This window comes from Bacillus sp. SG20033 (genome assembly GCF_044570195.1).
GTDB classification, from domain to species: Bacteria; Bacillota; Bacilli; order Bacillales; family Bacillaceae; genus Bacillus; species Bacillus subtilis.
This window is the reverse complement of the sequence record NZ_CP172606.1, coordinates 3544164-3568787: the sequence shown is the minus strand read 5'-3', so window position 1 is coordinate 3568787 and position 24624 is coordinate 3544164. Positions and strand designations below refer to the sequence as shown.

Sequence of the window (24624 nt, the reverse complement as noted above, 5' to 3'; positions counted from 1 at the left end):
ATGTCGTTACAATCGTTGAAAATCAATTTTGCAGAATGGCTGCTGCTTAAGGTCAAATACCCGTCCCAATATTGGCTGGGAGCGGCAGATCAACCGGTAAAGGCCGCAGCACATCAGAAAAAAATCATACTGACCCTGCTGCCGTCCCATGACAATTTGGGAGATCACGCAATTGCTTATGCCAGCAAGGCATTTCTTGAGCAAGAATACCCGGACTTTGACATCGTCGAGGTCGATATGAAGGACATTTACAAATCAGCAAAAAACCTGATCCGCTCGCGCCATCCGGAGGATATGGTCTTTATCATCGGCGGCGGAAATATGGGGGATTTATACCGTTATGAGGAGTGGACGCGCCGCTTCATCATTAAAACATTCCATGACTATCGGGTTATCCAGCTTCCGGCAACGGCTCATTTTTCTGACACGAAAAAGGGGCGCAAAGAGCTGAAACGGGCACAGAAAATTTATAATGCGCACCCCGGCCTATTGCTCATGGCACGGGATGAAACAACGTATCAATTTATGAAACAGCATTTTCAAGAAAAAACAATTTTGAAGCAGCCGGACATGGTGCTGTATTTAGATAGAAGCAAGACCCCCGCAGAACGCGAAGGGGTTTATATGTGTTTGCGCGAGGATCAGGAAAGCGTGCTTCAGGAGGACCAGAGGAACCGGGTCAAGGCTGCGCTATTTGAGGAATTCGGCGAGATCAAATCCTTTACGACAACGATCGGCCGCCGGGTCAGCCGGGATACACGCGAACAAGAACTTGAAGCACTGTGGTCTAAGCTGCAAAGCGCAGAAGCCGTCGTCACTGACAGGCTTCATGGCATGATTTTTTGCGCGCTGACAGGAACGCCGTGTGTTGTCATTCGCTCCTTTGACCATAAGGTGATGGAGGGCTATCAATGGCTTAAAGACATCCCGTTCATGAAGCTGATAGAACATCCGGAGCCAGAGCGCGTAATAGCCGCAGTCAATGAGCTTTTAACAAAAGAAACACCCCGTGCAGGCTTTCCGAGAGATGTGTATTTTAAAGGTCTGCGTGACAAAATCAGCGGTGAAGCGCAATGACCCCGCTCGTCAGCATTATTGTCCCGATGTATAATGTTGAACCATTTATAGAAGAGTGCATTGATTCTTTGCTTCGTCAAACGCTTTCTGATATTGAAATCATCCTCGTGAATGACGGAACACCGGATCGTTCAGGCGAGATTGCAGAGGACTATGCAAAACGGGATGCGAGAATCCGGGTCATTCATCAGGCAAACGGCGGGCTTAGTTCAGCGCGAAATACGGGAATAAAGGCCGCGCGGGGCACTTACATCGGCTTTGTAGACGGAGACGATTATGTATCATCCGCCATGTTCCAGAGGCTGACTGAAGAAGCGGAGCAAAATCAGCTTGACATCGTCGGATGCGGTTTTTACAAGCAGTCATCGGACAGGCGGACATATGTGCCGCCGCAGCTTGAGGCAAACCGCGTGCTGACGAAACCAGAAATGACTGAACAGCTTAAACATGCTCACGAAACGAGATTTATCTGGTATGTATGGCGTTATCTTTACCGTCGTGAGCTTTTTGAAAGGGCGAATCTGTTGTTTGATGAAGACATCCGTTTTGCTGAAGACTCTCCCTTCAATTTGTCCGCTTTTTGCGAAGCGGAGCGGGTGAAAATGCTTGATGAAGGATTGTACATTTATCGTGAAAATCCGAACAGCCTGACAGAAATTCCTTATAAGCCGGCGATGGATGAACATCTTCAAAAACAATATCAGGCTAAAATCGCATTCTACAATCACTACGGCTTAGCAGGCGCATGCAAAGAAGATTTGAATGTGTACATTTGCAGGCATCAGCTTCCGATGCTTTTGGCAAATGCCTGTGCTTCTCCGAATTCGCCGAAAGACATCAAAAAGAAGATCAGGCAGATTTTATCCTATGACATGGTGCGGCAGGCTGTCAGACATACACCGTTTCAGCATGAGAAATTATTAAGAGGAGAGCGTTTGGTATTAGCACTGTGTAAATGGCGGCTCACTTTTCTCATCAAGCTGTTTTTCGAGCATCGGGGGACAATGAAAGGCAGTGCGAAGCAGGCATGAAATTCACGATAAACTTCAGCGCTAATCTCACGGCTTTTCTCTTGTCCGTTTTCCTATCGGTTTGGATGACGCCTTTTATTGTCAAAACGCTCGGTGTCGAAGCGTTTGGCTTTGTTCACTTGACACAAAATGTGATTAATTACTTTTCGGTTATTACCGTGGCGCTCAGCTCGGTTGTCGTTCGGTTCTTTTCTGTTGCTGCCCACAGGGGAGAGCGGGAGAAAGCAAATGCGTATATCAGCAATTATTTAGCGGCCTCTGTTTTGATTTCATTGCTGCTCTTGCTGCCGCTTGCGGGTTCGGCTTTTTTTATTGACCGCGTCATGAATGTGCCGCAAGCGCTTTTGGCAGATGTGCGCTTGTCGATTTTAATCGGCAGTGTGCTGTTTATTTTAACGTTTCTGATGGCGGGTTTCGGTGCTGCACCATTTTATGCCAACCGCCTTTATATCACCAGTTCCATTCAGGCGGTGCAAATGCTTATACGGGTGCTGTCTGTGCTGCTCCTGTTTGCATGCTTTGCGCCGAAAATCTGGCAGATCCAGCTTGCAGCTTTAGCTGGTGCTGTCATGGCGTCTGTGCTGTCTTTCTATTTCTTCAAAAAGCTGATTCCGTGGTTTTCGTTTCGTATGAAGGATCTTTCATTCCGCACAAGCAAGGAGCTGTTTCAAGCGGGCGCATGGAGCTCCGTCAATCAAATCGGCGTCCTGCTTTTTTTGCAGATTGATCTGTTAACCGCCAATTTGATGCTTGGGGCGTCCGCATCTGGGAAATACGCGGCAATTATCCAGTTTCCGCTGCTTTTGCGCAGCTTGGCCGGAACGGTCGCATCCCTGTTTGCGCCTATCATGACTTCATATTATTCAAAAGGCGATATGGACGGATTGATGAATTACGCCAATAAGGCAGTGAGGCTCAATGGTCTTTTGCTTGCACTTCCTGCTGCCTTATTGGGCGGATTGGCGGGACCTTTTTTGACAATCTGGCTCGGACCGTCCTTTTCGTCGATAGCACCGCTTTTATTTATTCATGCCGGATACTTGGTTGTCAGCCTCGCCTTTATGCCGCTGTTTTATATATGGACCGCTTTTAATCAACAAAAAACACCGGCGATTGTTACCCTGCTGTTAGGTGCGGTGAATGTGGTGCTGGCGGTCACGCTGAGCGGGCCGGCTCATCTCGGTCTGTACGGCATAACATTGGCAGGAGCCATTTCTCTTATTTTAAAAAATGCCATCTTTACGCCGCTTTACGTATCCCGCATTACAGGCTACAAAAAGCACGTGTTCTTTAAAGGCATCATCGGGCCTCTTTCAGCGGCTGTGTTTGCCTGGACGGTCTGTAAGGCAATTCAGTTCATTGTGAAGATTGACAGCTGGCCGTCATTGATAGCGACGGGAGTGACAGTCAGCTTTTTCTACGCTGTTTTCGCTTTTATGCTCGTTTGTACAAAAGAGGAAAGACAGCTGGTATTAAAACGGTTTCGAAAAACGAAAGGAGCTGTGAATCTTTGATCCTGAAAAGACTTTTTGATCTGACGGCCGCCATTTTTTTGTTGTGCTGTACAAGTGTGATCATTCTGTTCACCATCGCCGTTGTCAGGCTGAAAATAGGATCACCTGTCTTCTTTAAGCAAGTAAGGCCGGGCCTGCACGGCAAACCGTTCACCCTATATAAGTTCCGGACAATGACGGATGAACGGGACGGTGAGGGAAATCTGCTGCCCGATGAAGTCCGGCTGACGAAAACGGGCAGGCTGATCAGAAAGCTGAGCATTGATGAGCTTCCGCAGCTCCTGAATGTCCTGAAGGGCGATCTGAGCCTTGTCGGGCCGCGGCCGCTTTTGATGGACTATCTGCCTCTTTATACAGAAAAACAGGCACGGCGCCATGAGGTGAAGCCGGGTATCACAGGCTGGGCACAAATCAATGGCAGAAACGCGATTTCCTGGGAAAAGAAATTTGAATTAGATGTTTGGTACGTTGACAACCGGTCATTTTTTCTCGATTTGAAAATTTTATGTTTGACGGTGCGAAAGGTCCTTGTTTCAGAAGGGATTCAGCAAACCAATCATGTGACCGCGGAACGGTTTACCGGAAGCGGAGATGTGTCCTCATGAAAAACGTGGCCATTGTGGGTGACGGCGGACACGGAAAGGTGATCAGAGAGCTGATAAACGCCCGCTCAGATACGCGCTTAGCCGCGGTGCTGGATGATAAATTCAAAACGTTCGAAGGCGGAAAAGAATGGTACACAGGACCGCCGGAAGCCGTTACTGAACTGCGTAGGCTCATTCCTGATGTGCTGTTTCTGATTGCTGTTGGGAATAACAGTGTCAGAAAACAGCTGGCGGAGCGACTGGGACTGAGGAAAGACGATTTTATTACATTGATTCACCCGTCAGCCATCGTCAGCAAGTCTGCTGTCATCGGGGAAGGGACAGTGATTATGGCGGGCGCGATCATTCAGGCGGATGCGCGTATCGGCGCTCATTGCATCATCAATACGGGTGCAGTGGCAGAGCACGACAATCAAATCAGCGATTACGTTCATCTGTCCCCGCGTGTCACGCTGTCAGGAGCGGTTTCCGTTCAGGAAGGCGCTCACGTTGGAACAGGTGCGTCCGTCATACCGCAGCTTACAATCGGGGCTTGGAGCATTGTCGGTGCCGGCTCCGCGGTGATCCGTCCCATACCGGACAGGGTAACGGCGGCCGGTGCTCCGGCACGCATCATTTCTTCCATTCAAACATCAAACAAAGGATGATTCTATGCATAAAAAAATCTACTTATCTCCCCCTCATATGAGCGGCAGGGAGCAGCACTATATTTCAGAAGCCTTTTGCTCAAACTGGATCGCGCCGCTTGGGCCGCTCGTGAATTCATTTGAAGAACAGCTGGCAGAACGAGTCGGTGTAAAAGCAGCAGCTGCGGTCAGCTCAGGAACGGCGGCGATTCATCTCGCGCTGCGTTTGCTTGAGGTAAAAGAAGGTGACAGCGTGTTTTGCCAGTCCTTCACATTTGTAGCAACCGCCAATCCAATTCTATATGAAAAAGCGGTGCCCGTCTTTATTGATTCTGAGCCTGATACGTGGAATATGTCGCCGACAGCTCTTGAAAGAGCATTGGAGGAAGCGAAAAGAAATGGAACACTGCCAAAAGCGGTGATTGCCGTCAATCTATATGGGCAGAGCGCGAAAATGGATGAAATCGTAAGCCTGTGTGATGCATACGGAGTTCCTGTCATTGAGGACGCAGCCGAATCTCTCGGAACAGTCTATAAAGGGAAGCAAAGCGGAACTTTCGGGCGCTTCGGCATTTTTTCATTTAACGGGAACAAAATCATCACCACATCAGGGGGAGGGATGCTCGTTTCAAATGATGAAGCCGCAATTGAAAAAGCAAGATTTCTCGCTTCGCAGGCACGAGAGCCGGCTGTTCATTATCAACACAGTCAAATTGGACATAATTACAGGCTGAGCAATATCTTAGCCGGCGTCGGCATTGCCCAGCTTGAGGTGCTGGATGAGCGAGTGGAGAAAAGAAGGACCATTTTCACGAGATACAAAAATGCGCTCGGTCACATAGCCGGCGTCCGCTTTATGCCGGAGTACGCAGCAGGCGTATCCAATCGCTGGCTCACCACGCTCACATTTGATAACGGGCTCAGCCCATATGACGTCGTTCAACGTCTTGCTGAAGAAAACATTGAAGCCCGTCCGCTGTGGAAGCCGCTCCATACCCAGCCGCTATTCGATCCGGCTTTATTTTATTCTCATGAAGATACAGGAAGCGTATGCGAAGATTTGTTCAAGCGAGGAATCTGTCTCCCATCGGGGTCCAATATGACAGAAGATGAGCAAGACCGGGTCATTGAAGTGCTACTGCACGTATTCCAAACTGCCGAGGTGAAGAAATGGACAGCAAGCATTCGATGATCAGCCTGAAACAGAAACTGTCCGGGCTGCTCGACGTCATTCCGAAACAATCCGAAATCATTTACGCCGACTATCCTCTATACGGAAATGTAGGGGATTTATTTATTATGAAAGGAACAGAAGCCTTCTTTAAAGAACACGGGATTCGGGTCAGAAAACGCTGGAATCCTGACAATTTTCCAGTCGGGCGAAAGCTGGATCCTAATCTCATCATCGTCTGCCAGGGAGGCGGAAACTTCGGGGATTTGTATCCGTATTATCAAGGCTTTAGAGAGAAAATCGTCCAAACCTATCCGAACCACAAAATTGTGATCCTGCCGCAATCGATTTATTTTCAAAACAAAGACAACCTCAAACGGACGGCAGAGATATTTTCTAAGCATGCGAACCTTCACATCATGACAAGGGAAAAAGCCTCCTATGCTACGGCACAGTCTTATTTTTCAAGAAATCACATTCAGCTTCTGCCTGATATGGCTCATCAGCTGTTTCCCGTCATTCCCACGCAGCAGCCGTCCAATCAAAAGCTGAGATTTATCCGAACAGATCATGAAGCAAACCAGGCGCTTCAGGAACACACAGAAGCGGAAAGCTACGACTGGCGCACGGTGCTGTCAGCTTCAGACCGCCGGACGATTGCTTTTCTGCAAACGCTGAACGTCCTGAATAAAAAAGCAGGCAACCCTTTGCCCATTGCGTATATATGGGGAAAATACTCGGATTATATCGTCCAAAAAGCCATTCGGTTTTTCAGCCGTTACGAATCGGTGGAAACGTCAAGGCTGCACGGACACATCTTGTCCTCTCTTCTTCAAAAAGAAAACACGGTCATTGATAATTCCTATGGGAAAAACGCCAATTACTTTCATACCTGGATGGAAGGAGTGCCAGGCACCCGGCTCATCCAGCACGCCTCAAAGAAGGAAAACCTTCCTGCTCACATGTGAGCGGAAGGTTTATTTTGATTCTCCACGTTTGACTTTGTTGTATGCTTCATCTAAATGCTGAATCCGTTTCAGGACAACTGCGTTTTTCGTCAGCTGGTCCTGCACTAGTGTTGAAACAACGGAACGGTAGTAGCTGTTCATCGCGTGGATTTTATCCTCAGACTGATTCATTTCAATATGCTGTTTTAAATTCTCAATAAAATAAGGGACGGAAAAAAGTTCAGACATTTCTTTGGCAGCTCCTTTTTCATAAATGTATACGGTGTGATCTCAATCATGTACAATGAAGAAAGGGGAGTGAGCATGATGGATATGAAACTTCAGCAAGTACAAGTATTAAAGCCTCAACTGACACAGGAGCTCAGGCAGGCCATCACACTGCTTGGCTATCATTCGGCAGAACTCGCCGAGTACATTGATGAGCTCTCACTGGAAAACCCTCTTATTGAACGAAAGGAAACAGACACACCGCCACTATCTTACCATAAAACAAACAAAAACAGGATGAATGCACAGGAAGCGGGCCTTCAATTAAGTAATCCGCAAAAAACATTGCAGGATGCGTTAAAACAGCAGTCACTCGATATGAATCTGACAAACACTGAAAAAAAGATTTTTAATTATCTGATTCATTCGCTTGATTCAAACGGGTACTTGGAAGAAGATGTGGAGGAGGCAGCACGGCACCTATCTGTATCGGCTAAGGAAACGGAGGCTGTTTTGGCAAAACTCCAGTCATTAGAACCGGCTGGAATCGGTGCGAGATCTTTGCAGGAATGCATCCTTCTTCAATTACAGCGGCTGCCGAACAGAAATGAACAAGCAGAAATGCTGGTTTCAGCTCATTTTGATGCTTTTGCGCAAAAAAAATGGAAAGCGCTTTCAGTAGAGACAGGAATTCCGCTTCATACCATTCAAGATATCTCAGATGATATCGCGGCTCTTCATCCTAGACCTGGCCTTCTGTTTGCCCGGCCAGAGCAAGATGTGTATATTGAGCCTGACATTTTTATCACCGTAAAAAACGGGCACATCGCAGCGGAACTGAATACCCGCTCGTTTCCCGAGATCGATTTGCATCCGCAGTACAGAACGCTTTTATCATCCGGCTCTTGTCAGGATACTGTCTCCTATTTATCTGCGAAATATCAGGAGTGGCGCTGGCTGAGCCGCGCGCTGCGGCAGCGAAAACAGACAATCACGAGAATTATCAATGAACTGATCACACGCCAAAAGGATTTCTTTCTGAAAGGGCGAAGCGCAATGAAGCCGCTGACTCTCAGAGAGGTGGCGGACTGTCTAAGCCTTCATGAATCAACTGTGAGCCGGGCCATTAAAGGGAAAACAATACAAACGCCTTACGGGCTGTTTGAGATGAAACTCTTTTTCTCAGCAAAAGCCGAGGCTTCAGGAGAGGGAGATGCGTCGAATTATGCAGTCAAAATGCATCTGGAAGACCTGATCAATCAAGAGGACAAAACAAAACCGCTTTCAGATCAAAAGCTTGTCGATTTGCTGTATGAACAACACGGCATCCAAATCTCAAGACGCACCGTGGCAAAATATCGCGATCAAATGAATATTCCGTCATCGGCAGCGAGAAAGCGATATAAATAAAATCCTCCCTAGACGGGAGGATTTTTTTAAGGAATCATCCAGCTGAATACGTGATGCTGCAAAAAGGTGATGATACAAACGAGCAGCAGCAAAAACAGACTGTGTTTAATGGTAAAGCGGAAAAGATCTGACTCCTTTCCGGCGAGTCCTACGGCGGCGCACGCCACCGCTATCGACTGCGGTGAAATCATTTTTCCTGTGACACCGCCTGAAGAATTGGCGGCCACAGACAGAACGGGGTCCATGCCGACTGATAATGCGGTGACTTTCTGCAGGTTGCCGAACAGCAGGTTGGCGGAAGTATCCGAGCCGGTAATGAAGACGCCGAGCCAGCCGAGAACGGGCGAAAAGAAGGTAAACATCGAACCTGTCAGCGCGAGTGTCATCCCGAGTGTCGTGCTCATTCCCGAGGAGTTGGTGACATAGGCAAAACCAACGACAGAAGCGATGGTCAAAATCGGAAGCTTCAATTCCTGGACTGTTTCTTTAAAAACGGCTCCCCAGTCTTTCCACGAAATCGCCGTGATGAACTTTGACAGCACTGCGGCAATCAATATCGCGGTGCCGGCCGAACCAAGCACCTCAAGCTTGTAAACCGCCTCAATCGGCGTACCGTCAGCATTGACAATCTGATTGTTCAAAAAAGGCACACCGGGGGCAAAAGTCAGTTTTTCTCCAACAGCATTCAGCCACTTTAAGAACACCGCAGAGCCTTCATAATGCCCGGTCAGTGCAGATTTGACAGATGGAATGCCCCATACGGAAATCATCGCCGTCAGCAGCAGAAATGGCGACCAAGCCTTAAAAATCTGTCCGCCGCTGTACGCAGGCGCCGCCGGATTTGTGCGCGCCGTTTCAATTGAGGCGGCCGACTCTTGTTCACCGGCAAACCGGAATGTTGTTTTCGGCTTCCACCATTTTAAAAACACAGCAAGTGCAGCCATTGAAACAAGAGCTGACAAAACATCGGGCAGCTCAGGCCCTAAAAAATTGGAACTGAGATATTGAACAACGGCAAAGGAAACACCAGATACGAGAATCGCCGGCCAGACCTCCAAGGCTTTCCTGAAACCGCTCATGATAATGATTAAATAAAGAGGGATAAATACTGATAAAAACGGCAGCTGCCGCCCGACCATTTGCGAAATCTCCATCGCCGGAATCCCTGTCGGCCCTTCTACGGCTGTAATTGGAATCCCAATCGCCCCAAAGGCAACGGGTGCCGTATTGGCGATCAAACAGATCCCCGCAGCATAAAGAGGATTAAAGCCGAGACCGACCAGCAGCGCGGCAGAAATGGCGACCGGCGCTCCGAAGCCTGCTGCCCCTTCTAAAAAAGCCCCGAATGAAAAAGCGATCAAGAGAGCTTGAAGCCGTCGGTCATCAGTAATTGAGAGAACAGAGCTGCGAATGATATCAAACTGTCCCGTTTTCACAGTGATTTTATACAAAAAAACAGACGTCACAATGATCCAGCCGATCGGCAACAATCCGTATACGGCTCCTTGTGTCGCGGACATCAGCGCTTTTTCCGCCGGCATCCGATAAACCAATACAGCAATGATAAGGGCGATCCCCAATGTGGCCAAGCCTGCTGTATACCCCTTCATCCGTTTAATCGCGAGTGCCCAAAAAAAGAAAATAATCGGTACAAGTGCGGCAAGCGCTGATAATAGCAAATTTCCCCCTATAGGCGTATATGCCTGTGTCCATTGCATCCCAAACCCCTCCTTGAAACATAAACTGGCGCCATATGTAAGCGGTTTCTATAGATGATATGATCATCTGATGACTGGGTAATAAGACCAGTTACCTAGCATTATATTTTGAAAAAAATCAAAGTACAAGACTTTTTGACAAAATAGTCAAAATCTTTTGGCGGCCCACAAAACAGAGTATAATAGATCGTAAACAGACAGACCTACAAGTTACGGGGTGAATTGCATTGAAATACAAACAGATTAAAACAAAAAAAATATATGAAGAAGTAGCAGATGCCCTATTAGATATGATCAAAAACGGCGAATTGAAGCCGGGGGATAAACTGGACTCTGTTCAGGCGCTTGCTGAGAGCTTTCAAGTCAGCCGTTCAGCGGTTCGCGAAGCACTTTCTGCGCTAAAAGCGATGGGGCTTGTCGAAATGAAACAGGGAGAAGGCACGTATCTGAAGGAATTTGAGCTCAATCAAATTTCTCAGCCGCTCTCAGCCGCCCTTCTGATGAAAAAAGAGGACGTCAAGCAGCTGCTCGAGGTCAGAAAACTGCTTGAAATCGGAGTGGCTTCACTAGCGGCTGAAAAAAGGACAGAAGCAGATCTCGAAAGAATTCAGGATGCACTAAAGGAAATGGGCAGCATTGAAGCGGACGGGGAGCTGGGAGAGAAAGCAGACTTCGCATTTCATCTTGCGCTTGCGGACGCTTCTCAAAATGAACTTCTTAAACACTTGATGAATCACGTGTCATCATTGCTGCTGGAAACAATGAGGGAAACGAGGAAAATCTGGCTGTTTTCCAAGAAGACCTCCGTTCAGCGGCTGTATGAGGAGCACGAACGGATTTACAATGCTGTGGCTGCAGGGAACGGTGTACAGGCGGAAGCCGCCATGCTGGCGCATTTGACGAATGTGGAAGATGTGCTTTCGGGATATTTCGAGGAAAATGTGCAATAACCAACTCATTTCCCGGGCAATTCCGCCGGTTCCGAATGATACGAACAACTGAGACTGAGCCGCAAATGGTTCAGTCTTTTTACATGGAAGCCAGAGGGCTTTGTGCACTTGACATTTGTGAAAAATAAAGTAAAATATTTTACTAAAACAATCCGAGCTGAATAATGGAGGCAGATACAATGGCGACAATTAAAGATATCGCGCAGGAAGCGGGATTTTCAATCTCAACCGTTTCCCGCGTTTTAAATAACGATGAAAGCCTTTCTGTTCCTGATGAGACACGGGAGAAAATCTATGAAGCGGCGGAAAAGCTCAATTACCGCAAAAAAACAGTAAGGCCGCTGGTGAAACATATTGCGTTTTTATATTGGCTGACAGATAAAGAAGAATTAGAAGATGTCTATTTTAAAACGATGAGATTAGAAGTAGAGAAACTGGCGAAAGCATTCAATGTCGATATGACCACTTATAAAATAGCGGATGGAATCGAGAGCATTCCTGAACATACGGAAGGGTTTATTGCCGTTGGCACATTTTCAGATGAAGAGCTGGCTTTCCTCAGAAATCTCACTGAAAACGGCGTGTTCATCGATTCAACTCCTGATCCCGATCATTTTGACTCGGTAAGGCCCGATTTGGCACAAATGACAAAGAAGACGGTAAACATCCTGACTGAGAAGGGGCATAAGAGCATCGGTTTTATCGGCGGCACATACAAAAATCCGAATACCAATCAGGATGAAATGGACATCCGTGAACAAACCTTCAGATCCTATATGAGGGAAAAAGCCATGCTGGACGAGCGCTATATTTTTTGTCATCGCGGATTCTCTGTAGAAAACGGCTACCGCCTGATGTCAGCAGCGATCGACACATTAGGCGATCAGCTTCCGACTGCTTTTATGATTGCAGCGGACCCGATTGCAGTGGGCTGCCTGCAAGCCCTGAACGAAAAAGGAATTGCCATACCAAACAGGGTAAGCATTGTGAGTATCAACAACATCAGCTTCGCGAAGTATGTCTCGCCTCCTCTGACGACGTTTCATATTGATATACATGAATTATGTAAAAATGCTGTTCAATTACTGCTTGAACAAGTGCAGGACAAGAGAAGAACGGTAAAAACATTATATGTGGGCGCAGAATTAATCGTCAGGAAGAGTATGAATGAAGGATGACTTAGGACACTAAGTCATTTTTTTATTTAGGTAAAAAAATTTACTCTATAAGGTAAAAAGTTTGTTTACACATTTTCTCAGGCGTGCTATATTATCTTTAAAGCGCTTTCATTCCTACCGAAAGGGTGACAATCAATGAAAATGGCAAAAAAGTGTTCCTTATTCATGCTCTGCGCAGCTGTCAGTTTATCCTTGGCGGCTTGCGGCCCAAAGGAAAGCAGCAGCGCCAAATCGAGTTCAAAAGGGTCAGAGCTTGTTGTATGGGAGGATAAAGAAAAGAGCATCGGCATTAAAGACGCCGTTGCTGCGTTTGAAAAAGAGCATGATGTGAAGGTCAAAGTCGTTGAAAAACCGTATGCCAAGCAGATTGAAGATTTGCGAATGGACGGACCGGCCGGCACAGGCCCTGACGTGTTAACAATGCCAGGGGACCAAATCGGAACCGCTGTCACGGAAGGATTACTCAAGGAATTACATGTCAAAAAAGACGTTCAATCACTTTATACTGACGCTTCCATTCAGTCTCAAATGGTAGATCAAAAGCTTTATGGACTGCCAAAAGCGGTCGAAACGACTGTCCTTTTTTACAACAAAGATCTCATCTCCGAAAAGGAATTGCCCAAAACGCTGGAAGAGTGGTACGACTATTCCAAAAAGACTGCTAATGGCAGCAAATTTGGCTTTTTAGCCCTATTCGATCAAATTTATTATGCAGAAAGTGTGATGAGCGGATATGGCGGATACATTTTTGGAAAGGCCAAAGATGGGAGCTATAACCCGTCAGACATTGGAATTAATAATGAAGGAGCTGTCAAAGGTGCGGCGCTGATTCAGAAGTTTTACAAAGATGGCCTGTTCCCGGCTGGCATTATTGGAGAACAAGGGATTAACGTATTGGAATCGCTGTTCACAGAAGGAAAAGCCGCCGCAATTATCTCTGGGCCATGGAATGTAGAAGCTTTTTCGAAAGCAGGAATCAATTATGGCATTACGAAACTGCCGAAGCTGGAAAATGGGAAAAACATGAGCTCCTTTATCGGCGTCAAAAGCTACAACGTTAGTGCATTTTCAAAGAATGAAGAGCTGGCGCAAGAATTAGCCGTTTTCCTGGCAAATGAAAAAAATTCTAAAACACGATATGAAGAAACGAAAGAAGTTCCTGCTGTGAAATCCCTAGCCAATGACCCGGCTATTATGAAAAGCGAGGCGGCACGGGCTGTTACTGAACAATCCCGTTTCTCAGAGCCAACACCAAATATTCCGGAAATGAATGAAATATGGACGCCGGCTGATTCAGCATTACAGACGGTTGCAACAGGGAAGGCAGATCCGAAACAAGCATTGGATCAAGCAGCTGAAACGGCCAAAGGACAAATTAAGGCAAAGCACAGCGGAAAATAAAGAGAAAGCTAGATTTGTATTGTAAGAGAGGTGAAAACGGTGCAGCATCGTCAAGTCGCTTTGTTGCTTTCTATCATTCCGGGACTCGGGCAATTTTATAACAAGCAATGGATAAAAGGTATTGTCTTTCTTTTCTTAGGCGCATCGTTTTTTGCGGTCTTTGGAGATCTGCTCAATATGGGGTTTTGGGGAATCTTTACACTGGGAACAGAAGTGCCGCGGGATAATTCCGTTTTTCTGCTGGCGGAAGGGATTATTGCTGTCATCGTGACCTGCTTTGGCCTTGCGGTGTATTATGTAAATCTTCGCGATGCGTTCCAAAGCGGAAAACAGCGTGATGAAAATAAGCCATTAAGTTCCTTAAAGGAACAATACCAGCATATCATTTCTGAGGGCTATCCTTATGTCGTCAGCGGCCCATCTTTGTTTATTTTAATTTTCGCCGTGATCTTTCCTATCTTATTCAGCTTTGCATTAGCGTTTACAAACTATGATTTGTATCATTCTCCTCCTGCAAAATTAATTGATTGGGTCGGTTTTCAAACGTTCGCAAATATTTTCACAGTTGATATTTGGAGGTCGACTTTTTTTGATGTACTGGCTTGGACGGTGGTTTGGACACTTGCTGCATCCACACTGCAAGTCACCTTGGGGATTTTTCTCGCGATCATTGTTAACCAGAAAGACCTTCGGTTTAAACGTTTTTTTCGGACGATTCTGATTTTGCCATGGGCCGTTCCCGGTTTTGTGACGATTTTAATTTTTGCGGGACTGTTTAATGATAGCTTCGGTGCGATGAATCACGACATCTTGGCTTTCTTTGGGATAGATCCGCTTCCGTGGATGACAGATGCCAATTGGTCGAGGCTTGCATTGATTCTCATGCAGGGCTGGCTCGGATTTCCGTACATCTTTCTCGTCTCAACAGGCGTATTGCAATCCATCCCGGACGATCTGTATGAAGCAGCTACGATTGATGGCGCTTCTGTCTTTTCAAAGCTGAGATACATCACGCTTCCGATGGTGTTCATTGCAATGGCTCCGATTATCATTACCCAGTTTACGTTTAATTTTAATAACTTTAATATTATCTATCTATTCAATGGCGGAGGTCCGGCTGTAACCGGATCAACAGCCGGCGGGACAGATATCCTCGTTTCATGGATTTATAAATTGACAATGCAGTCAAGTCAATATTCTCTTGCTGCGGCTTTAACCATTTTATTATCTGTATTTGTTATCTCCATCGCATTGTGGCAATTCAGACAGACAAAGTCTTTTAAAGAGGGGGCATAAGGTATGCTGGCAGATATGAAAGTCAGGAAATATATCCGTCTCCTTTTCTCTTACTTGTTGCTAGCCTTTATGGCGGTCATCATTGTTTATCCTCTCCTTTGGACGGCAGGCGCAAGCTTTAACCCTGGCAACAGCTTAATCAGTACATCCATCATTCCGAAGCATCCGACATTCGATCATTACAAGGAATTATTTGCGGGCAAGGAAAGCCTTCAATATGTGCAGTGGTATGTCAACTCTATGAAGATCAGCCTGTTTACAATGGCAGGGTCTTTGCTCTGTGTGACGTTTACAGCCTATGCGTTTTCGCGCTTTCGCTTCAAAGGCAGGAAATACGCTTTAACGCTCTTTTTATTGCTGCAGATGATTCCTCAGTTTTCAGCTTTAATTGCCTTGTTTGTGCTGGCGCAAATCTTGGGAATGATCAATAGCCACTGGCTGCTAATCTTGCTTTATATCGGCGGCCTGATCCCGATGAATACGTATTTGATGAAAGGGTACATGGATTCCATTCCGATGGATTTAGACGAAAGCGCCAAGATTGACGGAGCCAGCAGCACCAGAATCTTCTTCCAGATCATTCTGCCATTATCAAAACCGATGGCGGCAGTCGTGGCCATGAACGGCTTTACCGGTCCGCTCGGAGATTTTGTGCTGTCCTCAACCATATTGAGAACGCCTGAATCATATACATTGCCCGTCGGTCTATTCAATTTAGTGAATGATGTCATGGGGGCCAGCTATACGACATTTGCGGCCGGAGCCCTGCTTATCAGCATACCGGTTGCCGTCATCTTTATTATGCTGCAAAAGAATTTTGTGTCCGGATTAACCGCAGGCGGAACGAAGGGCTAAGAGAACAAGGAGGAGAATGTGATGTCAAAGCTTGAAAAAACGCACGTAACAGAAGCGAAATTTATGCTCCATGGGGGAGACTACAACCCCGATCAGTGGCTGGATCGGCCCGATATTTTAGCTGACGATATCAAACTGATGAAGCTTTCTCATACGAATACGTTTTCTGTCGGCATTTTTGCATGGAGCGCACTTGAGCCGGAGGAGGGCGTATATCAATTTGAATGGCTGGATGATATTTTTGAGCGGATTCACAGTATAGGCGGCCGGGTCATATTAGCAACGCCGAGCGGAGCCCGTACGGCCTGGCTGTCGCAAACCTATCCGGAAGTTTTGCGCGTCAATGCTTCCCGCGTCAAACAGCTGCACGGCGGAAGGCACAACCACTGCCTCACATCTAAAGTCTACCGAGAAAAAACACGGCACATCAACCGCTTATTAGCAGAACGATACGGACATCACCCGGCGCTGTTAATGTGGCACATTTCAAACGAATACGGGGGAGATTGCCACTGTGATTTATGCCAGCATGCTTTCCGGGAGTGGCTGAAATCGAAATATGACAACAGCCTCAAGGCATTGAACCATGCGTGGTGGACTCCTTTTTGGAGCCATACGTTCAATGACTGGTCACAAATTGAAAGCCCTTCGCCGATCGGTGAAAATGGCTTGCATGGCCTGAATTTAGATTGGCGCCGGTTCGTCACCGATCAAACGATTTCGTTTTATAAAAATGAAATCATTCCGCTGAAAGAATTGACGCCTGATATCCCTATCACAACGAATTTTATGGCTGACACACCGGATTTGATCCCGTATCAGGGCCTCGACTACAGCAAATTTGCAAAGCATGTCGATGTCATCAGCTGGGACGCTTATCCTGTCTGGCACAATGACTGGGAAAGCACAGCTGATTTGGCGATGAAGGTCGGCTTTATCAATGATCTGTACCGAAGCTTGAAGCAGCAGCCCTTCTTATTAATGGAGTGTACGCCAAGCGCGGTCAATTGGCATAACGTCAACAAGGCAAAGCGCCCGGGCATGAATCTGCTGTCATCCATGCAAATGATTGCCCACGGCTCGGACAGCGTTCTCTATTTTCAATACCGCAAATCACGGGGGTCATCAGAAAAATTACACGGAGCGGTTGTGGATCATGACAATAGCCCGAAGAACCGCGTCTTTCAAGAAGTGGCCAAGGTAGGCGAGACATTGGAACGGCTGTCCGAAGTTGTCGGAACGAAGAGGCCGGCTCAAACCGCGATTTTATATGACTGGGAAAATCATTGGGCGCTCGAGGATGCTCAGGGGTTTGCGAAGGCGACAAAACGTTATCCGCAAACGCTTCAGCAGCATTACCGCACATTCTGGGAACACGATATCCCTGTCGACGTCATCACGAAAGAACAAGACTTTTCACCATATAAACTGCTGATCGTCCCGATGCTGTATTTAATCAGCGAGGACACCATTTCCCGTTTAAAAGCGTTTACGGCTGACGGCGGCACCTTAGTCATGACGTATATCAGCGGGGTTGTGAATGAGCATGACTTAACATACACAGGCGGATGGCATCCGGATCTTCAAGCAATTTTCGGAATTGAGCCTCTTGAAACTGACACTCTGTATCCGAAGGATCGAAACACTGTCAGCTACCGCGGCAAAACATACGAAATGAAGGATTATGCAACCGTAATTGATGTAAAGACTGCTTCAACAGAAGCGGTGTATCAAGAAGATTTTTATGCGCGCACGCCAGCGGTCACAAGCCATGAGTATCAGCAGGGCAAGGCGTATTTTATCGGCGCGCGTTTGGAGGATCAATTTCAGCGTGATTTCTATGAGGGTCTGATCACAGACCTGTCTCTTTCTCCAGTTTTTCCGGTTCGGCACGGAAAAGGCGTCTCCGTACAAGCGAGGCAGGATCAGGACAATGATTATATTTTTATCATGAATTTCACGGAAGAAAAACAGCTGGTCACGTTTGATCAGAGTGTGAAGGACATAATGACAGGAGACATATTGTCAGGCGACCTGACGATGGAAAAGTATGAAGTGAGAATTGTCGTAAACACACATTAGGCTGATGCTCCGCTCGATATGGGCGGATTCTTTTTTCTATAGAGTGAAAACGCTTACTGAGTCTTGGGGGGATGAAATCATGAAAAGCAAAGTGAAAATGTTCTTTGCGGCTGCCATCGTGTGGAGTGCATGTAGTTCAACAGGATATGCCGCTGCCATTGAGAAGGAGAAGCACGTGTCAGAGCTTCGGACAGAGGATCTTTTTGTTAAAAAAGTAGAGGGGATGAACAAGGACTTTATCAAAGGGGCAGATGTATCCAGCGTTATTGCTTTGGAAAACAGCGGTGTCACCTTTTACAATACAAGCGGAAAACGCCAGGATATCTTTACAACTTTAAAACAGGCTGGGGTCAACTATGTTCGCGTCCGCATCTGGAATCACCCGTATGATTCAAATGGCAACGGGTATGGCGGGGGAAACAATGATGTTCAAAAAGCCATCGAAATCGGAAAAAGAGCGACAGCGAACGGAATGAAGGTGCTGGCCGACTTTCACTACTCTGATTTCTGGGCCGATCCAGCGAAACAAAAGGTGCCCAAAGCCTGGGCGAATCTCAGCTTTGAAGCAAAAAAAGCAAAGCTCTATGAGTATACGAAACAAAGCCTGCAAAAGATGATCAAGGAAGGCGTTGACATCGGCATGGTTCAGGTCGGAAATGAAACAACAGGAGGATTTGCCGGTGAGACTGATTGGACGAAGATGTGCCAATTATTTAATGAAGGAAGCCGAGCGGTCAGGGAGACAAATTCAAATATTTTGGTCGCCCTGCATTTTACCAATCCTGAAACGGCTGGAAGGTATTCATTTATTGCGGAAACACTCAGCAAAAACAAAGTGGATTATGATGTGTTTGCGAGCTCCTATTATCCTTTCTGGCATGGCACATTACAAAATTTGACCTCCGTGCTGAAGGCTGTTGCCAATACGTACGGCAAAAAAGTCATGGTGGCGGAGACATCGTACACCTATACCGCTGAGGATGGCGATGGGCATGGAAATACAGCACCAAAAAGCGGGCAGACGCTGCCATATCCAATTTCTGTTCAAGGCCAGGCAACTGCAGTAAGAGATGTAATGGAGGCAGTGGCGAATACGGGCAAAGCAGGACTTGGTGTTTTCTACTGGGAGCCGGCGTGGATTCCAGTCGGGCCGAAGACACAGATAGAGAAAAACAAAGTGTTATGGGAAACATACGGGTCAGGGTGGGCGTCCAGCTATGCTGCTGAATACGACCCTGAAGACGCCGGGAAGTGGTATGGGGGAAGTGCTGTAGATAATCAAGCTTTATTTGATTTTAATGGACACCCGCTGCCTTCCTTGCAGGTGTTTCAATATGCGGAGTCAGGACATATTCCAAAGAAACGCTGAAACAAAAAAATCCATGAGATGTAACAAATCATTGTTATGTCTCATGGATCATTTTATTTTACATCAACTAATATAAAACATTCGTCATCACTCTTATGATGAGCTTCCTTTTGATGCTGCAGTGATGTAAGGATTTTCTCCTTCAGGTCAGCGATTGGCGAATCAGGATGATCCTTTAGTAAATCAAATAAATAACATGAAGCCGTAGGATCCATCACGCCATCCGTATACAGAAGCAATCTTCCATCCTCCGTGTATGAAAGGCTGCTTGACTGAAACTCTAAGTCTTCAAACATCCCGATCGGAGGTGAAGTCGCGTGAAGCAGATGTTGAGTTCCGCTATCGTCCTGCCAAAGTGCCGGCGGATGCCCTGCGTTGACATAATCAATTCTTTGCCGTGCTATATCAATCTCGAGATAAATAGCAGTGCAATAATGTCTTGCTTCCTCATCATTTTGAAACAAGCTGTGAAGGTGCCGGTCCAATTCCTTCATAACTTTAACGGGGCTGAGACCTTGCGTGATCTGGCGCTGGAACAAAGGATGAAGAGACATCGTAATCAATGCAGATGAAATTCCGTGCCCCATCACATCAAGGATAATAATGCCGTAACGGTGTTCATCGATTTGATAATATCCGTAAAGATCACCTGACAATTCACTCGATGCGTTGTAATAAGAGTCAATCTGAACCTGATCGTTTACAATCGGTTCAGTCAACGAGTTTTTCTGGATCTTTCTGGCGAGTTCAAGCTCTCTTTTGGTGTTTAATTTAAATTGTTGATTTTGTTTATTGATCTCAAGAAGTTCTTCTTGTTTTGCTTTCAGCGTTTCCAAGGCAATTTCTAACTCCGCATTGGCTTTCTGTTTGGCAAGCAAAGCTTCCTGAGCCTCATTTCTGGCTATCAGCAGCTCATTTTCATATTCATTTCGTTTTCGCATTGGAATCAGAACACAATCAAAGACAGAAGCCCCGCTACCGTGTCTCGCAATAGCATTGATAAGGACGGGAATTTCTTCTCCATCTCTTGCTTTCAGGGAAATGTATATTTCTTCGATGTGATGCTCCAATTTCAAAAGCGGAAAAAAATAAAGCTGGCAGAAAAGCTGTGCGGGAATGGTCAACATCATATTCATGTGCTGGCCGATAACCTGCTCCGGTTCATAATCCAGAATCTTGATAAGGGTACGGTTGGCAGCTATGATCGACCCCTCTTCTGACAAAGCGAGGAAACCGCATGGTGCATCATTCAATTGTTTGTCCATCTAAGAGGGTCACCTCTATCCCTTTCGTTCCTATATCACACGTATGCTTTTAAATAATCGCCGATCAGCTGTATCGTCTCATCTGGATGGCTCATATGAGGGCAATGTCCGCGAGCCTCCATTTGTTTCAGACTGCTATAGGGCAGATGCTGATGCATATACTTACCTACTGTTGCAGGTGCGATGATATCATCTGCACATTGGAGAATAAGAGAGGGAACCGTTACCTTCGAAAGATCCTCTCGGTGATCAGAAAAAAACGCCGCTTTCGCGAATTGGCGGGCAATGACAGGATCAGTAGAACAAAAACGGCTTTCAAGCTCTTCCTTAATTTCAGGCCGATCTGGCTGATTCAGCACGGTTGCCGCAAATACAGTTGCCCAGCCGATATAATTTTTCTCCATCATCTCCAGCAAGCCAAGGAGCTGCTCCTCTTCAAATCCTCCGTAATACTCAGGCGGATCATTCAAATAGCAAGGAGAAGGCCCCACCATCACCAGATGGGAAAAAAGCTCCGGGCGGCGGATGGATGCAAGCATCCCAATCAAGGCCCCGACGGAGTGACCCACAAACACGGTTTCCTTCAGATCTAAAGCTTCACAAACATCAAGAACATCCTGGGCATAGCCGTCAAGTGTCTGGTAACGATTCAGGTCATATGCGCGCAAATCTGAATGTCCCGAACCGACGTAATCAAATAAAATCACCCGATGATCTTCTTCAAAGGCAGGTGCCACGGCATTCCACACACTTTGATCGCATCCAAAACCAGGTGCGAACATGATAGATGCTTTGCCGCTGCCTTTCACCTTCACATGATTTCTAGACAAAATCGCTTCGTTCATGATTGGCTCCTTTCAGCCGGAAAGTAATATAAAGTTCAATATTTCTATCATAACACTCGGATGGTTTGAAGAGTGTATCTTTCTATGAATGTCACAGCAGTTTAAAAGAAAGAGGACATGGGAGATAGAAAAGATGGATGAATTGGAAGATGCAGGAGGAGGATTGCCTAGACACCGGCGGTGAGAAAGAAAATGACATTTGTCACTTTATCATCATGACACCCCATACTAACATCGTCTTCTCCCTCATTTTACAATCAATGTAAACGATCAGGAGGTGCTCATGTGATGAAAGAAGCAGTAACAGTAAGCAACGTGACAAAACATTTCCAGCGAAAAACCGCTGTAAACCACATCAGCTTCAGGATTGAAAAAGGAGAAATTGCAGCCATTCTCGGGCCAAATGGGGCAGGGAAGACGACCGTCATCTCTATGATATTAGGATTGCTGAAACCGAGTGAGGGAGAAATCAAACTATTTAACCGGGTTCCCGATGATCAACAGGTTCGTGAAAAAATAGGTGTAATGCTTCAGGAAGTAAGTGTCATGCCGGGCCTTAAGGTGGATGAAATCCTTGAACTCTTCCGGAGCTATTATCCGAATCCATTGTCCATGAAAGAACTCGTTTCGTTAACAGCACTCACCAAAGAAGATTTGAAAACAAGAGCAGAAAAATTATCCGGCGGACAAAAACGCCGTTTGAGCTTTGCTTTGGCTCTTGCCGGGAACCCGGAGCTGCTTATACTTGATGAACCGACAGTCGGCATGGACACTTCATCAAGACACCGATTCTGGCAGACCATTCACGGACTGTCGGACCAAGGAAAAACGATTATTTTTTCAACTCATTATTTACAGGAAGCAGACGATGCCGCACAGCGAATCCTAATTTTTTCTGAAGGACAGCTTGTTGCAGACGACTCACCAATGCAAATCCGCTCAAGAATTCAAAAACAGTCTGTTTCCTTTACGCTTCATTCAAGTGAATCATTGGAAAGGCTGTCTTGTCATCCGGAAGTCGAGAGAGTGATCCACGAGCATGAGAGAACCATCATCCAGACATCAAATACAGACAAAGTGTTGGCGCTGATCTTTCAAGAAAACATCCCAGCCCGGGATATTCAAATTGAGCAAGCGACGCTCGATGAGGCATTTCGCCAGCTGGCTGACGGCAACAGGGAGGCGATGTGAGTGAACATGCTGCAAAAGCAAAGCATCGCTGAAATGAAAAGGGTGCTTAGGAACAAGTATTTTGTGCTTTGGTCTCTGATCATGCCGATTGCCTTTTATTATTTCTTTACAAATGTAGTGAATACCAACGTCCCTGATCAACGTGCATGGGAAGCCCATTACCTGGTGTCGATGACAGTCTTCAGCGTGATGGGTTCCTCTATCATGACGCTTGGCATCCGAATGGTACAAGAACGGTCACAAGGCTGGGCCGCCTTTATCCGCCTTACGCCTCTTCAGGATCATATCTATTTATCAGCTCAGATGATCGGCCAAAGTGTCATTCACGTTTTATCGATTACCGTCATATTTCTGTTCGGCGCAATCATCAATGATATTGCCTTGTCACCGTTTGAATGGATGATGAGCGGACTGTGGATTTTGTTTGGCGCATTGCCTTTTTTAGCATTAGGCACACTAATCGGCCTCATGAGAAAAGTAGAAACAGCGGCCGGAATCAGTAATGTGCTTTATATGCTGCTGGCTTTAGGCGGAGGGATGTGGATACCGTTTGAGGTCATGCCTGACATGATGCAGAGCATTGGCCAGTGGCTTCCGTCTTATCATTTCGGGAGCGGAGCGTGGGAACTTGTCCGGGGTGGGAGTCCGACTTGGAAAAATATTCTGATATTAATCGCTTATATGATGCTCTTCATGCTACTATCTAAATATATAAGAAGAAAACAAGAAGCGGTGTAATACATGAAAAAGGCAATATCTATTTTCCCGAAGGAATTCGGGTTTTTCCCTTATATCTTTCTGGTGTATACGATTATGCCGTTCCTCTCTTTATTGAAAGAATCAGGGGTCAAACAGGGGATCGGATATGGTATGCTGCTCCTTTTTGTAGCGGCATATCGCCAGTTATTCTGCAGCGTGGGCAAAGCTTCGTTTACATATTGGCTTATCGTGCAAATGGCGGTTATTTTGATGTATAGTGTGTTTTACAATATCACCTATATATACTTAGGTTTTTTTCCGGCAAACTTTGTTGGTTATTACAAAGAGAAAACGAATTTTAACCGTGCGTTCTGCGCTTTAATCTTTATACTGCTTTTTCCATGCCTATACCAATTTATCGCGAATTCGGTCTCGCTCCGGGAGCTTTTTTCTGTTCTCCCGTTTCTCGTCATTATGCTCATTTCTCCATTCGGCATTCGTTCTATGTTTCGGAGAATTGAGCTTGAAAATAAGCTTGCACAAGCCAACGAACAGATAAAAGAACTCTCTAAAAGAGAGGAGCGTGTTCGAATCGCCCGTGATCTTCACGATACTCTTGGCCACACCCTGTCGCTGCTTACATTAAAAAGCCAGCTCATTCAGCGGCTGGCTGCATCTGATCCAGAACGGACCAAGCTTGAGGCAAAAGAAATGGAAACCAGCTCACGCTCCGCACTCAAGCAAGTTCGAGAGCTGGTTTCTGATATGAGGACGGTCACGATAACAGAGGAGCTCGTAAACATTCAGCACATATTAAGAGCGGGGAACATTACCTTTCAATACGAAGGAGCCGACGACTTTTCAGTGATATCTCCCGTCACTCAAAATATTATCAGTATGTGTATGCGGGAAGCCGTGACTAACATTATCAAGCACAGCAAAGCAACCCACTGTGCCATCACCATTTCTCAGTTTGCTGACAAAATGAGGATCGTGATACGGGATGACGGAAAGGGAGCGCCGAAGGAGAAAATGTTTGGGAATGGCCTGCGGGGAATGGAAGAACGGCTCATACTCATTGAAGGGGGATTAACGGTTTCAGATCATAACGGAACGGTTGTGGCACTGACGATTCCGCTTATTAAAAAAGCAGAATGATTGGAGGA

22 protein-coding genes are annotated in these 24624 nt (G+C 46.3%); 18 read left to right on the top strand and 4 right to left on the bottom strand.

Features of this window, described 5'->3' with window-relative positions; genetic code table 11:
- The 7 genes from ACFVP7_RS18825 to ACFVP7_RS18795 are packed head-to-tail and all read left to right on the top strand — an operon-like array spanning nt 1 to nt 6992.
- Nucleotides 1–1077 carry a polysaccharide pyruvyl transferase family protein gene (locus tag ACFVP7_RS18825; protein ID WP_338731000.1) on the top strand — a complete coding sequence of 359 codons (1077 nt, stop codon included), beginning with the start codon at nt 1–3 and terminating at the stop codon, nt 1075–1077.
- Nucleotides 1074–2108, top strand: a complete 1035-nt coding sequence (locus tag ACFVP7_RS18820; protein WP_338730998.1) for a glycosyltransferase — start codon at nt 1074–1076, stop codon at nt 2106–2108. Before ACFVP7_RS18825 ends, ACFVP7_RS18820 begins: the two co-directional genes overlap by 4 nt.
- Nucleotides 2105–3622, top strand: a complete 1518-nt coding sequence (locus tag ACFVP7_RS18815; protein WP_041850511.1) for an MATE family efflux transporter — start codon at nt 2105–2107, stop codon at nt 3620–3622. The genes ACFVP7_RS18820 and ACFVP7_RS18815 overlap by 4 nt, the downstream gene beginning before the upstream one ends.
- A complete protein-coding gene (locus ACFVP7_RS18810) occupies nt 3619–4227 on the top strand; it encodes a sugar transferase (protein WP_015251185.1) in 609 nt (202 codons plus the stop codon). The genes ACFVP7_RS18815 and ACFVP7_RS18810 overlap by 4 nt, the downstream gene beginning before the upstream one ends.
- Nucleotides 4224–4874, top strand: coding sequence for an acetyltransferase (locus ACFVP7_RS18805; protein ID WP_160831757.1), 651 nt, complete (start codon nt 4224–4226; stop codon nt 4872–4874). The genes ACFVP7_RS18810 and ACFVP7_RS18805 overlap by 4 nt, the downstream gene beginning before the upstream one ends.
- Nucleotides 4875–4878: 4 nt before the next feature.
- The gene (locus ACFVP7_RS18800) at nt 4879–6045 is read left to right on the top strand and encodes an aminotransferase class I/II-fold pyridoxal phosphate-dependent enzyme (protein ID WP_338730991.1); all 1167 of its coding nucleotides are present in this window, start codon (nt 4879–4881) and stop codon (nt 6043–6045) included.
- Entirely contained in the window at nt 6024–6992 is a 969-nt protein-coding gene (locus tag ACFVP7_RS18795; protein ID WP_338730989.1) for a polysaccharide pyruvyl transferase family protein, read from the top strand. The genes ACFVP7_RS18800 and ACFVP7_RS18795 overlap by 22 nt, the downstream gene beginning before the upstream one ends.
- A gap of 9 nt (nt 6993–7001) precedes the next feature.
- Here ACFVP7_RS18795 and yvfG read toward each other — a convergent pair whose 3' ends face one another.
- Nucleotides 7002–7220 (bottom strand): protein YvfG, encoded by a 219-nt coding sequence (gene yvfG, locus ACFVP7_RS18790; protein ID WP_003219905.1) that lies wholly within the window; start codon nt 7218–7220, stop codon nt 7002–7004.
- 78 nt (nt 7221–7298) lie between these two features.
- Between yvfG and rpoN the strand changes: the two genes are divergently transcribed.
- The gene (rpoN, locus tag ACFVP7_RS18785; protein WP_338730987.1) at nt 7299–8609 is read left to right on the top strand and encodes an RNA polymerase factor sigma-54; all 1311 of its coding nucleotides are present in this window, start codon (nt 7299–7301) and stop codon (nt 8607–8609) included.
- Between the two features lie 26 nt (nt 8610–8635).
- Here the strand turns inward: rpoN and lutP are convergent, their stop codons facing one another.
- Entirely contained in the window at nt 8636–10327 is a 1692-nt protein-coding gene (gene lutP / locus ACFVP7_RS18780; protein ID WP_021480641.1) for an L-lactate permease LutP, read from the bottom strand.
- Between the two features lie 227 nt (nt 10328–10554).
- Between lutP and lutR the strand changes: the two genes are divergently transcribed.
- From lutR to ganB, 7 genes are all read left to right on the top strand, one after another.
- A complete protein-coding gene (lutR, locus tag ACFVP7_RS18775) occupies nt 10555–11277 on the top strand; it encodes an L-lactate utilization/bacilysin biosynthesis transcriptional regulator LutR (RefSeq protein ID WP_021480640.1) in 723 nt (240 codons plus the stop codon).
- Between the two features lie 179 nt (nt 11278–11456).
- Nucleotides 11457–12455 (top strand): galactan degradation operon transcriptional regulator GanR, encoded by a 999-nt coding sequence (gene ganR, locus ACFVP7_RS18770; RefSeq protein WP_021480639.1) that lies wholly within the window; start codon nt 11457–11459, stop codon nt 12453–12455.
- Between the two features lie 135 nt (nt 12456–12590).
- A complete protein-coding gene (gene ganS, locus ACFVP7_RS18765) occupies nt 12591–13856 on the top strand; it encodes an arabinogalactan oligomer ABC transporter substrate-binding protein GanS (protein ID WP_041850515.1) in 1266 nt (421 codons plus the stop codon).
- A gap of 39 nt (nt 13857–13895) precedes the next feature.
- Nucleotides 13896–15152, top strand: coding sequence for an arabinogalactan oligomer ABC transporter permease GanP (ganP, locus tag ACFVP7_RS18760; RefSeq protein WP_014480936.1), 1257 nt, complete (start codon nt 13896–13898; stop codon nt 15150–15152).
- 3 nt (nt 15153–15155) lie between these two features.
- The gene (gene ganQ / locus ACFVP7_RS18755) at nt 15156–16007 is read left to right on the top strand and encodes an arabinogalactan oligomer ABC transporter permease GanQ (protein WP_014478026.1); all 852 of its coding nucleotides are present in this window, start codon (nt 15156–15158) and stop codon (nt 16005–16007) included.
- A gap of 18 nt (nt 16008–16025) precedes the next feature.
- Complete coding sequence (ganA, locus tag ACFVP7_RS18750; protein ID WP_338730978.1) at nt 16026–18089, top strand: beta-galactosidase GanA; 2064 nt, start codon at nt 16026–16028, stop codon at nt 18087–18089.
- Nucleotides 18090–18168: 79 nt separating this feature from the next.
- Nucleotides 18169–19458, top strand: a complete 1290-nt coding sequence (gene ganB, locus ACFVP7_RS18745) for an arabinogalactan endo-beta-1,4-galactanase (protein WP_163136673.1) — start codon at nt 18169–18171, stop codon at nt 19456–19458.
- 53 nt (nt 19459–19511) lie between these two features.
- Here ganB and rsbP read toward each other — a convergent pair whose 3' ends face one another.
- Both rsbP and rsbQ read right to left on the bottom strand, forming a co-directional pair.
- Nucleotides 19512–20723: a phosphoserine phosphatase RsbP gene (rsbP, locus tag ACFVP7_RS18740; RefSeq protein ID WP_161986358.1), complete on the bottom strand. Its 1212-nt coding sequence runs from the start codon at nt 20721–20723 to the stop codon at nt 19512–19514.
- 35 nt (nt 20724–20758) lie between these two features.
- Nucleotides 20759–21568, bottom strand: coding sequence for a sigma factor SigB/phosphatase RsbP regulator RsbQ (gene rsbQ / locus ACFVP7_RS18735; RefSeq protein WP_161986359.1), 810 nt, complete (start codon nt 21566–21568; stop codon nt 20759–20761).
- A gap of 285 nt (nt 21569–21853) precedes the next feature.
- Between rsbQ and ACFVP7_RS18730 the strand changes: the two genes are divergently transcribed.
- Genes ACFVP7_RS18730 through yvfT form a run of 3 tightly spaced genes read left to right on the top strand, consistent with a single transcriptional unit; the run spans nt 21854 to nt 24616 of the window.
- A complete protein-coding gene (locus ACFVP7_RS18730; RefSeq protein ID WP_338730972.1) occupies nt 21854–22759 on the top strand; it encodes an ABC transporter ATP-binding protein in 906 nt (301 codons plus the stop codon).
- Nucleotides 22760–23497: an ABC transporter permease gene (locus tag ACFVP7_RS18725; protein ID WP_338730970.1), complete on the top strand. Its 738-nt coding sequence runs from the start codon at nt 22760–22762 to the stop codon at nt 23495–23497.
- Nucleotides 23498–23500: 3 nt separating this feature from the next.
- On the top strand, nt 23501–24616 hold the full coding sequence (yvfT, locus tag ACFVP7_RS18720; RefSeq protein WP_338730969.1) for a two-component system sensor histidine kinase YvfT: 1116 nt from the start codon (nt 23501–23503) through the stop codon (nt 24614–24616).
- The last annotated feature ends 8 nt before the right edge of the window (nt 24617–24624 follow it).